This is a genomic window from Herbaspirillum rhizosphaerae (assembly GCF_046025915.1).
Lineage (GTDB): Bacteria > Pseudomonadota > Gammaproteobacteria > Burkholderiales > Burkholderiaceae_D > Herbaspirillum > Herbaspirillum rhizosphaerae_A.
Genome location: NZ_JAQQFR010000004.1, coordinates 302,718 through 314,761, shown reverse-complemented (window position 1 = coordinate 314,761; position 12,044 = coordinate 302,718). Strand labels below are relative to the sequence as shown.

Here is a 12,044-nt window from a genome sequence, read left to right as displayed (position 1 = left end):
GCCATTTCATTCGACGTACCCTCCGCACAACGGCGCCGTCAGTCGCTTTTTTCCGCATTCAGGGCGGTGCGAAAGCACAGCCCTGCCAGAATGACGGCAGCAATCGCCAGCACATACGCCAGACTCTCTCCCTGAAACAGATTGTGCAGCTTGCGCTTGTAGGCGGCCACAATCATGGCGGGTGCACCGCCGAACCTCTGCACGCTATCCGCATCCTGCTTTGATTCTTCGCTTTGATATGCCTGGCCGCCGACGAGGCTGTACTGCGCCGATGCGCTCGCAACAGCGCTGGTTTTGATCAGATAGGCGCCGGCGAAACCGGCAATGAGAATCACGATTCCCAGCACGAACCAGAATCTGAATGCTGAAGAACTGCTCTGCATGCTTGCTTCCCTTTCCCGATAGTCCACCTGGCCCACAAAGTCCACACTGTGCCGGGAGGAAACCCGACTGTTGCTCCGGAAAGGAATTTATCACTGATCGAGGCCATGCGTGTAACGCATTTCACGGCGATACGGTGTAAATTGTGAGCCGGTGGCGGTGTTGCGATCACCACCATCTGCATGAACCATTCGCACAATCTGACATGATTAAAAAAGGATCTCATATGCGTCAAAACATCATGGTTCTCTCCATTGCAGTTGTCGGTGCGTTCGTGGCCGGCATTGCGGTATCGCCATTAGCCCAGCACGCGATTTCCACCGCACATGCTGAACAGGCGCCGCTGGCGCCTGCAGTGATTGATCTCAACACGATCACCCATGCGATGCTCCCCAAGACGCCATATCCCGAGTTGAACTCGAAGACGCTCGTCAATACGGAAAACGCCACGATCAATCTTCAGTCGGGCAACGTCAACAAGCACATTCACGCCAAGACCGACGAGATCCAGTACATCATTGAAGGCAGTGGCTCGATGTGGGTGGGCGGCGAGCTCAAGGAATTCAAGCCGGGCACGCTGATCATCATCCCCAAAGGAACACCGCACGCAGGCGCTGTCGTCGCCAACGGGCCGGTCAAAGCCCTGGCGATCAAGATCCCGCCTCAGGGCAAGGACGATATTGCGTTTGTTAACTGAGCGTCTGCATAAGGCACTTTTGAAATGCCTTTATAACAGGCCGTGCGATGTCACTGTCCTGCCGGCCTGCTTCCAGGATTTACGCGTATTGAAAAAGACAGAGCGAGAGAGAAAAGGCGATGGTTCGGGATGAACCGCGGTGACATACAGAGAATGCTGCAGCTGATCGCGTATCCGTGCCGGCAATACTCTCCGCCACGGATACTTACTTGCTAACCAACTAACGCAGTCGATCAACGCTTCAATTGCGACAAATCGCGCACTGCGCCGCGATCGGCGGAAGTCGTCAGTGCTGCGTACGCTTGCAGTGCTTGCGACACCACACGTTCACGGCCCAGCGGTTGCCATGCATCGTGACCGAGTGCTTCCATCTTGGCACGGCGTTGCGCCAGATCTTCGGCGCTAACTCGCAGGTTGATCGTGCGGGCCGGGATGTCGATATCGATCATGTCGCCCTCTTCCACCAGACCGATGGCGCCGCCTTCAGCCGCTTCCGGCGAAGCGTGACCGATCACCAGCCCCGAGGAACCACCCGAGAAACGGCCGTCGGTGAACAAGGCGCAAGCTTTGCCGAGCCCCTTGGACTTGATGTACGACGTCGGGTACAGCATTTCTTGCATGCCCGGGCCGCCCTTCGGACCTTCGTAACGAATGATGACGACGTCGCCGGCGTGCACGGTGTCGCCGAGGATGCCTTCGACGGCTGCATCCTGGCTTTCAAACACGCGTGCCTTGCCGGAGAACTTCAGGATGCTTTCATCCACGCCGGCGGTTTTCACGATGCAACCCTTTTCAGCGATGTTGCCGTACAGGACCGCGAGGCCGCCGTCCTTCGAATAGGCGTGCTCGATATCGCGGATGCAACCGATGCTGCGGTCGAGATCGCCGTGTTCGTAACGCTCAGCCTGCGAGAATGCAGTCTGCGACGGCACGCCACCCGGTGCGGCGCGGAACAGCTTGTGCACGGCCGCATCGCTGCTGATGCGGATATCGTACTTTTCGATCGCTTCGCCCATGCTCTTGCTGTGCACGGTCGGCAACGAGGTGTCGAGCAGACCGGCGCGCGACAGTTCACCCAGGATCGCCATGATGCCGCCGGCGCGGTGTACGTCTTCGATGTGGTACTTGTCGGTCATCGGCGCTACCTTGCACAGGCATGGCACCTTGCGCGAGATGCGGTCGATGTCGGCCATGGTGAATTCGACCTGCGCTTCGTGCGCCGCAGCCAGCAAGTGCAACACGGTGTTGGTGGAGCCGCCCATCGATACATCCAGCGCCATCGCGTTTTCAAACGCGGCCTTGCTGGCGATGCTGCGTGGCAGAACCGAATAGTCGTCTTGCTCGTAGTGGCGCTTGGCCAGCTCAACGATCAGGCGTCCGGCGCCCAGGAACAGTTCCTTGCGATCAGCATGAGTCGCCACGATGGTGCCGTTGCCCGGCAACGCCAGGCCCAGCGCTTCGGCCAGGCAGTTCATCGAGTTGGCGGTGAACATGCCCGAGCACGAACCGCAGGTGGGACAGGCGGAACGTTCGATTTCGGCCACGTCCGCGTCGGATACGGTGGCGTCGCCGGCTTTGATCATGGCATCGATCAGATCAAGCTTGATGACCTTGCGATCATTGTTGACGACCTTGACTACCTTGCCCGCCTCCATCGGACCACCGGAAACAAACACCACAGGAATATTGAGGCGCATCGCGGCCATCAGCATGCCCGGTGTGATCTTGTCGCAATTGGAGATGCACACCATCGCATCGGCGCAGTGCGCGTTGACCATGTATTCGACGGAGTCGGCGATCAGGTCGCGCGATGGCAGCGAGTACAGCATGCCGCCGTGACCCATGGCGATACCGTCATCGACGGCAATGGTATTGAATTCTTTGGCGACGCCACCGGATGCTTCGATCTCGCGCGCCACCAGTTGGCCCAGATCCTTCAGATGGACGTGGCCCGGAACGAATTGCGTGAACGAATTGACCACGGCGACGATAGGCTTGTCGAAATCGCCATCCTTCATGCCGGTGGCGCGCCACAATGCGCGAGCGCCGGCCATGTTGCGGCCTTGGGTGGTGGTACGGGAACGATAGACTGGCATGTTGGGTGTCTCCTCAGGGCAGCAAACTAAATGAAAGCGGAAAATTGAAGCGCAAGGGTGCCGTTTTCGCAACCAACTGTCCAATATATAATTGAATGCCCTGTAATTCGTATTGCATATAATTCATGCCCGGCGAGAAAAAGGAATGATGGAATGAAAGTGACGCTGGTGGTTTTCGATGGCGTGCAAGCGCTTGATGTCGCTGGACCTCTCGATGTGTTCGCCGAGGCGAATCTGCTACTGCCGAAGAAAGACCATTACGACATCACACTCGTTGGCGAACGGCCGGATAGCGTCATGTGTTCCAGCGGCATTGAATTCAAGGTGCACTTCGACTATCCCAACTTCCATGCCGACAGCGATCTGTTACTGGTTGCGGGCGGCCCAAGGGTGCCAGACTATCGTCCGGACCCGGCCTTTCTTGCCTGGCTCAATGCGCGTTCCTGTGAAGCAACCAAGTTCGGCGCCGTCTGCAATGGCGTGTTCTTGCTGGCACACGCCGGTCTTCTTGCGGGACGGGAAGTGACCACGCATTGGGATCACGCCGCGCGGCTGGCAACACAATTCCCCGATCTGAACGTCCGTCCCGATAAGATATTCGTGCGTGACGGCAACCTGTTCACCTGCGGCGGCGTTACTGCCGGCATCGATCTCTGTCTGTCACTGGTCGCAGAAGACTGGGGCCATGATCTCGCCATCAACGTAGCCAAACGCCTGATCGTCTACATCCGCCGCGATGGCGGACAATCGCAGTACAGCCCTTATCTCGCGGTCGGGCCCAATGAGGATTCGCTGGTTGCCAAGGTGTTGAAATATGTGACCGACCACATCAGCGAAGCCTTGACCATCGAAGACATCGCCGACGCCGTGGGCGTCAGCCGCCGTACTTTCTCACGCGCCTTCGCCAAACACGCTCATGTCACGCCATCTGTTTTCGTGGAGCAGGTACGCATCGATTTTGCGCGCAAGCTGCTGGAAGAAACCGACGTGCCGCTGAAGACCGTGGCCTTCCGTTGCGGGTTCAGTACCGCGACACAGATGCGGATGATCTTCTCGCGCCAACTGAACACCACGCCCAAGCTCTACCGAGAGCGCTTCCTGATTCACGCTGACAAATCGCCCTCTCTTGCACAAAGCGAAATCAGGCAATCAGCAGACGGCCGCTGAACAAACCATGCAGCGTGCGCAGCGCCAGCACCGCAATCGATACTGTGAGCAAGAACAGCAGAGCGGCAGCAATCAGCGCCAGACCGGCGCCACCGACGGTACCCGCATAGATGAACGCGGCATTGGTCAACGCCGCCATCGGAAAGCCGATCGCCCACCACGACGGTGAAAACGCCGGCGGCTTCACCATCAGGCGATAGAAGATGATCACGAACAGGAACAGCCCGAAATAAAACAGCAGCGACGCAAACATGTCGACACGGTGCACCAGATTCACATACGCGATAAAGCCGACGCTGAACGGCGCCATCAGTATCATCTTCGACGGCCGCATGCCGTCCACCAGAGGATCATGGTGAATCAGCCGGGAAAAGATCAGAATGAAAAAAACGATGGCGCAGACGCTACCAACGGCTGCGGCAAGCAGGTTCACCTGATAAGCCCATCCCTCCATGAAAGCGCCGCCGCTGACCACGATATCCAGACTGCCGACACCGGCGATCAGCCAGGCCGGCATGACCGTGGCGGGCGCGGCATTGCCGTTCAGCATCCGGGAAATCATGACAATGCTCAGCACCAGCGTCAGCACCGTACCGATGATCCAGACGGCCAATTGAGCCGAAGCGCTGTAGCTGCCGATGATGCTCGACAACAGCAGGATGCTGATGCTCACCGTGCCGAAGAAGCTGGCGATGACGGGATGCGTGAACTCCTGCTTCACTGTTTCAGAATGTTTGATGAGCTTGCTCAGGTAGGACAGGCTCAGGATGGCGAACATCGCCAGCGCGAGGATACCGATGGCCTGCGATACGGCAAGGTCGGCGCCATAGGCCTTGTGGGCAAGACGCCAGGCCAGCGAAAGCCCTGCGACACTCATGACCGAGCCGAAGAGGCTGACTGGCAAATAGCGAACCGACTGTTGAACGCGAGGGCTGGTGAGGACTGTGCGACTGGGATGGAAAGATTCCATGACAACTCCAATGATTAAATAAATGACGGCCACTGGGCTGCTGAACGACTGAGCGGCTTCTACCGGTCACTTCGGATCGGCATTTGAGGTATTTGAATACAGGCCTGTGGCTGGACGCTTTTGATTCTGCACGAGCGGTTGCCGCCTGTGAGCGCTCTTCTCCTGCTTGTCCCCAAACGCATGCGGGTTGTCCCCAAATCGATCAGGCACTGTGACGATTGAGCACAAATAAGCGCCAGTATTGCTTCGGGGACAGAGCACTTCGTCTGATCTCCTGAAAGCGCATGTTGTCCATAACAAATTCCGGGTTCCCATGTATGCTTAGCCAAACAACCGGGGCATTGCGCCAACACCGGAACAGGGGGATTCCGATGCAGAGAACACAGCCGTTCGCCGCAGTAAAAGTCATTGCCGTTGCAGTGATGCTCGCCGTCGGTGCAATCGCCGGCCATGACGCCAACGCGGCCACCGGCTACTACCTCGTGTCGGTCTACAGCGACGCCAATCAAGTCTCGGTCGACTACAAATATTGGAATGCCAAACGAAACGACGCACCGCCGTTTGGATCGTCCGAGCTGGGCATCGGCTATGGCGTCAACTCGCGCTGGTACACCGAGGTCTATGGTACGACTACCCAAACTGCAGCCCAAGGCACACAGTTCAGCAGCCTCAACTGGCAAAACGATTTCCTGCTGACGCAGGGACAGTACTGGTTTGATCTCGCCATCCATACCAACATCGAGCAATACACGCGCCGCGATGGGTATGGGTTGGAATGGGGGCCGGTGTTCCAGACCGAGATCTGGCGAACGCAACTCAATGCCAATGTGTTTCTGCAGCGCGATTACCGAACCACCGCCGACAACAACGCCACACAACTGGTTTATCAGTGGCAAGTCCGGCAGCACTGGAAGCCGCTGCTCAACTTCGGCCTGCAGGGTTTCGGCGAATTGGGTCGATGGGATAACTGGAACAGCACCGCAACGCAGTCACATCGCGCCGGCCCCGCGCTGTTCGGCACCTTGTATCTGCCCAACGGCCACAAGGTCCTGTACGAAACAGCCTACCTGCTGGGCAAGAATTCCGGTCGTTCCGCCAAGAGCTTCACCATGCGGGTGCAATACGCCTTCTGATTTTCATTGCTTTTGAGCATAAAAGACTAAAGCGCGTGACCGTAAAAGAACACCCGGCGTTAGCTGATTGACATCAATGTGCGGCGAGGATTACGCTGGACGAAACGCCGTCAACCGGAGATGTTTGCATGGCACTGATCAAATCCCAACCAGCCACGCTCCTGGAAGTCATGGAGCATCACATCCAGTTTACGGAAAATGGGATTGCCGTCTTCGACGCAGAAGACCGCTTCATTTTTCATAACCAGGCCTTTGACTGCATCTTCGGCCTGGATGCCAGCGCCATGGAAGGCTGGACGCAGGACGACTGGCTGACCTGGATGTATGTGCATCGGGGCGGCGTCAACATCGAATGGGATTCCCTTGAATCCTGGCTGGCCTATGTGCATAGCGTGTCACGCTCCAAACCCTTCCGGCGATTTGAGACGGATCTGATGGATGGGCGATGGCTGCTTGTCAGTGAGCAAACCTATCCTTCCGGACATCTGGTTTTGCATTTCGCCGACATCACGCTGCAGAAGAAGACCGAGATGGAATTGAAGGAAGCCATCGCCAAGATTGAACACATCGCACAGACCGACGAACTCACCAATCTGCCCAACCGCCGCCATATCCTGAGCCGCTTCCATGAAGAGCTTTTGCGGGCGGCACGCTACAAGCATGAGTTCTGTTTCGGCATCCTCGACATCGACCATTTCAAACTAGTGAACGACAAATACGGCCACCCGGCCGGCGACGAGGTGTTGCGGCATTTTTCCAAATTCTTGCGCGACCATCTGCGCTCGCAGGATATTGTCGGCCGCGTGGGCGGAGAAGAATTCGCCATCCTGTTTCCGGAAACCAAACTGGACGATGCATTGCTGGTCCTGAGCCGGATCAACGAAACCTTGCGTAAAGAACGCCTCGGGCAGATCGCGCCGGATTTCTCCTATAGTTTTTCGGGCGGACTGGTGTCATCAGAACCAGACCTGATGGAAGACTGTACCTTGCTGATGGCAAAAGCCGACAAGGCGCTTTATCAGGCCAAGAACGGCGGGCGCAACCGGGTGCTGCGGTATCAGGACGATTCCCTGATCAGTATTCCTTGATTAGTGCCAGACAGCGGTGCGGTGGGTACCGGCGCCGCCGGCCAAAATCGCTTTCTCGCACATGCACAATGGACGAAGAAGTCGTGGTGAGATCGTCGACGGGTCGTTACCAACTTTCCAGCCTGCGAGAAAGGCTGGCATCATCGCGGCCTTCTTTTCCTTCTTCTCGTACTTTCTCCTCTGCAAACCAGTAATGACAAACTGGCATCACAATCGCTTGCGATAAAACGCATCTTGCGGCCAAGCAGTGAGATCCGATCAAGGTTTCCCGACATACAAAGCCAAAAGGCGTTGTTATGATCGCGCCAGTTGCTCAAGAACGCGTCCCACATTTCAGCATTTTCTCTTCCGACGGTACCACCGCCGGAGGAGTCGATTACTTTTGCGAGCGAGCTTTTCCGCAAAAAACGATCTGCAGCATGTCACCTGTGTTGATGGTTTAGTCACATCGCGATTGATGGATGCACAAGGAGGCGCACTGACGCCCTGTCACGTGCACCTGCAAGCGCGTGAACAGCGAATAAGGGAGAACAAGAATATGGCTGTAGCTGCTGTGAGCATGGAAGTCCCGGATCTGGGTGCGAAGGATTTTTTCCTTGCCCGGCAACCTATTCTGAACATTGAGCAGGAACTGATCGGCTATGAGTTGCTGTTCCGCAGCACTGCCATCAATCGCGCCACCGTTACCGACGACGCTGCTGCGACGGCGGCAGTCATCGAACATGCCGCCGAACTGGGCTTGCACAATGTGATCGGCTCACTGACCGCTTTCCTCAATGTCGATGCCGCCATCCTGATGAGTGACGTGGTCTTCGTGCTGCCCAAGGATCACGTCATCCTGGAAATTCTGGAAACCGTGGAACTGACACCGCCGCTGATGCGCCGTATCGAAACGCTGAGCGAGGCAGGATATGTCTTTGCAATCGACGATCTGGTGCGAGAATCGGACCGTACCGATCAACTCATGCCGTTTGCGCGCATCGTCAAGGTCGACGTCCTGAAAATGCCGGTTGAAGAAATCGCCGCCCTGAGCGCCAGTCTCCGGCAAAAAGGGAAAAAACTGCTGGCGGAAAAGGTCGAAACCATCGAACAGTTCAAACTGTGCCGCGACTATGGCTTTGACTATTACCAGGGCTATTACTTCGCCAAACCGGATGTCCTCCAAGGGAAAAAGCTGAGTGCGTCTTGCGTGATCATCATGCAGATCCTGGCGCTGATCATCAAGGGTGCCAACAACTACGAAATCGTGCGCTTCATCAAACAAGACGTCGCACTGAGCCTCATGTTGCTGCGTCTGGTGAACACACCTTTGTGCGGATTCCGCCGACACATTGCATCGCTGGGTCAGGCCTTGCTGGTGCTAGGCGACCGGCAACTGAAACGCTGGCTGCAAATCCTCCTGTATGCCAATCCCAACAGCAACCGGCAATCGGCCTCGTCACCGCTGATGATCCTGGCTGCGACGCGCGGCAAGATGTGCGAGCTGCTCTCGCAGAAGATCCAGCCGCGCCGTCCAAACAAATCCGATACCGCCTTCATGGTCGGCGTACTGTCGCTGACGGATGCTCTGTTCAACCTGGAAATCGCCGACGTGATCGGCCAGATCGGCGTATCCATCGAGATCAGAGAAGCACTGCTGTCGCGCGGCGGATTCTACGGCGGTCTATTGCTGCTGGTGGAATCAGTTGAAAAACCGGAGTTGCTGAGCCCGGCTCAACTCAATGAGATGTTGAGTAATTTCCAACTTTCTGCAGAAGAGTTCTACAGCGTACAGAAGGAAGCCTTTGAATGGGGCGATAGTGTTTCGGAGAACATGAGCGCTGATGAATAATCCAAACACCAAGCACGGACAGCGACTAACGAAGATTGACCAGTGTATTGATAGATTGACAAGATTAAAGGCAGTCGGCAGACGTTACCCATTCTTTTGCACGCTGCTAGCGTAAAGAACATTCAAAGACTTTCGTCTGCTGTTATGCTGATGCCGCTCAGCAAGTGTCGGCCCGACTGACTGAAGACATGCGGATTACCGCGCGTCCAAGAAAAATCAGCAGTGGGCCATCGACAAGAACAGAAAAATAAAAAATCCATACGAATGATATGAAGAGTCTGATTTGCACATCGGCAGATGACAATTGCCTCAAGAAGGAAGACCTGTACCGGGCGCTGGTAGATGCCTTTACGGATGGCATCGTCATGCAGCACGAAGACGGGACAGTGTTCGATTGCAATGGCGTCGCGGAGCATATCCTTGAGTGTCCGAAAGAAGCCATGGCTGATATGGTCGCGCTGCTGCGTTACCGAAAAACCATGAAAAGCGATGGCACCGCCTTCGACGAAGCGGAGTATCCAATGGTGATTGCCGGCGCGTCGTTACAGCCGGTCAGCAATGTCATGATGGGCATGACGCGTCTGGATGGCCGCTTCTGCTGGCTCGAAGTCAGCGCCAGCCCGATCATGGTCAATCGCGGCAAGGATTTCATCGGCGTCGTTACCTTTTTGCGAGAAATCACCGAGCGCAAGGAAGCGGAAGAAGCGCTGGAAAAGCGGCATCACGAACTTGAAAAAGGCATCTTCAAACGCACCGCGCAGTTGGAGTTCACACTGGGGCAGTTGAAGCTTGCGGTGAGCGCCTCCAATACCGGATTGTGGAACTGGAATCTGCGCACCGATCAGTTCTACTTCTCGCCCGAGTGGAAGCGCCAGATCGGTTATGCCGACCATGAGATCGGCGACACCATGGATGAACTGGTGTCTCGTATCCACGTCGACGACCGCGAACGCGCGGTGACGGCGACCGAGTCTTATCTGGAGGCGCCCAAGGAATCGCTGGAAATCGAGTACCGCATGCGCCATCGCGACGGCGGTTTCCGCTGGATCCTGTCGCGCTCAATGGCGATGCTGGATGAAAACGACAAGGCGATTTTTCTGCAGGGTTCGCATGTCGATATCACCGAACGGAAACAGTCCGAAGAAAATCTGCTGGCGCTGACACGCGAACTGCGCGATGTCTCGCGCGAGCTGGCGAGAGTGGAAGAAGCCGAACGGCGTCGCTTCGCGCAGGAACTGCACGACACCATCGGTTCCGCGTTGGCGGCACTCAGCATCAACATGACCATCATGAGCGGCGAGATCGCAGGAGAAGGTTCGACCGGCATGGAAGCGCGACTGAAAGATTCTATCGTGCTGCTCGATGACACCACTGACGCGGTACGGCGCCTGATGGCGGAGCTGCGGCCACCGGTGCTGGATGATTACGGTCTCGAAGCTGCATTGCGCTGGCAGTGCGAATTATTCGCCGAGCGCTGCGGATTTCAGTTCACGGTGGATGTCTACGGCATTGCCGATCGCCTGGAGCCGGAGCTGGAAATTTCCTTGTTTCGCATCGCCCAAGGCGCCATCACCAACATCGCCAAGCATGCACGCGCAACCAATGTCGAGGTGATGCTCAACATCTTGCAGAACTCTGTCACGCTGACCATCATGGACGACGGCGTCGGCTTCGTGCCCAACGTACATCGGGATCAAAAGTCGAAGCCGACCTGGGGATTGGTATCCATGCGCGAGCGTGCGCAGGCGCTGGGCGGCAATCTGAAGATCATTTCCGAACCCCACAAAGGCACCTGCGTCGAAGTCGTCGTGGAACTCTCATCATGAACACGGCAATGCCTGCGCCCATCCGCATTTACATCGCCGATGACCACACCATCGTCAGAGACGGCTTGGCGGTAATGCTGCAAGTACATAGCGATATCAAGGTGGTCGGCTCCGGCAGCGACGGCAGACAGGCTGTGAAAGAAGTCGCGAGTCTGCGTCCCGATATCGTGATCATGGACATCGCCATGCCCAATCTGAATGGCATCGAAGCGACCATACTGCTAAAGGATGAAGCGCCGGGCGTGAAGACCATCATGCTCTCAATGTACGCGACGAAGGAGCATATTTTCCGCGCACTGCAGGCCGGTGCACGAGGTTATCTGCTGAAGAATTCCGCCGGGTCGGAACTGGTCAACGCCATTCGCGTAGTGCAGTCCGGTCAACGCTATCTGAGTCAAAAAATTGCCGACACGGTAGTGGACGACTATCTTCTCGATCACCGTGTCACCGGGCCGCTTGATGCCTTGAGTGCGCGGGAGCGAGAAGTCTTGCAACTGGTGGCAGAAGGACATTCCAGTGCGCAAGTGGCGGCGATGTTGTCGCTGTCGCCCAAATCCATCGAGACCTACCGCAGCCGGCTGATGCAAAAGATCGGCGTCAGCGACTTGCCCAGCCTGGTCAAATTCTCCATTCATCATGGATTGATTTCACTGGAGTAGTCCGCTCCGCAGTCTCCTTGACTTTCGCGCATCGTTGCCGACGCAAGTGTAGGGATATTCCCCTGCACTTGTCATGCTTTCCCTACAGAAATATCGCTGCATAGCCTTTAGTATCAAGGCTGCCCGCGCTGCGCCTGTCCGATCTTTCCGCGCGGCCCCGGCAGTGGCATGCCAACAGCAAATCCATGTGTCCCGT

Annotated in this window: 10 protein-coding genes; 7 read left to right on the top strand and 3 right to left on the bottom strand. The window is 56.5% G+C overall.

Translation table 11 applies throughout. The features are described 5' to 3' along the window. Positions 1-38 precede the first annotated feature (38 nt). Positions 39-383: a hypothetical protein gene (locus tag PQR63_RS08375; protein WP_408167300.1), complete on the bottom strand. Its 345-nt coding sequence runs from the start codon at positions 381-383 to the stop codon at positions 39-41. Positions 384-607: 224 nt separating this feature from the next. On the opposite strand from PQR63_RS08375, the gene PQR63_RS08370 reads away from it, so the two are divergent. Continuing rightward, positions 608-1,078 (top strand): cupin domain-containing protein, encoded by a 471-nt coding sequence (locus tag PQR63_RS08370; protein WP_408167298.1) that lies wholly within the window; start codon positions 608-610, stop codon positions 1,076-1,078. A gap of 233 nt (positions 1,079-1,311) precedes the next feature. Here PQR63_RS08370 and ilvD read toward each other — a convergent pair whose 3' ends face one another. Continuing rightward, on the bottom strand, positions 1,312-3,174 hold the full coding sequence (ilvD, locus tag PQR63_RS08365) for a dihydroxy-acid dehydratase (RefSeq protein WP_408167297.1): 1,863 nt from the start codon (positions 3,172-3,174) through the stop codon (positions 1,312-1,314). Positions 3,175-3,327: 153 nt separating this feature from the next. On the opposite strand from ilvD, the gene PQR63_RS08360 reads away from it, so the two are divergent. Beyond that, entirely contained in the window at positions 3,328-4,341 is a 1,014-nt protein-coding gene (locus PQR63_RS08360) for a GlxA family transcriptional regulator (RefSeq protein ID WP_408167295.1), read from the top strand. Here the strand turns inward: PQR63_RS08360 and PQR63_RS08355 are convergent. After that, positions 4,316-5,311: an SLAC1 anion channel family protein gene (locus tag PQR63_RS08355; protein ID WP_408167293.1), complete on the bottom strand. Its 996-nt coding sequence runs from the start codon at positions 5,309-5,311 to the stop codon at positions 4,316-4,318. The two genes, PQR63_RS08360 and PQR63_RS08355, sit on opposite strands and share 26 nt — an antisense overlap. 371 nt (positions 5,312-5,682) lie before the next feature. On the opposite strand from PQR63_RS08355, the gene PQR63_RS08350 reads away from it, so the two are divergent. From PQR63_RS08350 to PQR63_RS08330, 5 genes are all read left to right on the top strand, one after another. Further along, positions 5,683-6,444, top strand: coding sequence for a hypothetical protein (locus PQR63_RS08350; protein ID WP_408167291.1), 762 nt, complete (start codon positions 5,683-5,685; stop codon positions 6,442-6,444). A 128-nt stretch (positions 6,445-6,572) separates the two neighbouring features. Next, positions 6,573-7,532: a GGDEF domain-containing protein gene (locus PQR63_RS08345; RefSeq protein ID WP_408167289.1), complete on the top strand. Its 960-nt coding sequence runs from the start codon at positions 6,573-6,575 to the stop codon at positions 7,530-7,532. A 538-nt stretch (positions 7,533-8,070) separates the two neighbouring features. Continuing rightward, a complete protein-coding gene (locus PQR63_RS08340; protein WP_408167287.1) occupies positions 8,071-9,363 on the top strand; it encodes an EAL and HDOD domain-containing protein in 1,293 nt (430 codons plus the stop codon). A 269-nt stretch (positions 9,364-9,632) separates the two neighbouring features. Continuing rightward, complete coding sequence (locus tag PQR63_RS08335; RefSeq protein WP_408167285.1) at positions 9,633-11,189, top strand: PAS domain-containing sensor histidine kinase; 1,557 nt, start codon at positions 9,633-9,635, stop codon at positions 11,187-11,189. Then, complete coding sequence (locus PQR63_RS08330) at positions 11,186-11,848, top strand: response regulator (RefSeq protein WP_408167283.1); 663 nt, start codon at positions 11,186-11,188, stop codon at positions 11,846-11,848. The genes PQR63_RS08335 and PQR63_RS08330 overlap by 4 nt, the downstream gene beginning before the upstream one ends. Positions 11,849-12,044 lie beyond the last annotated feature (196 nt).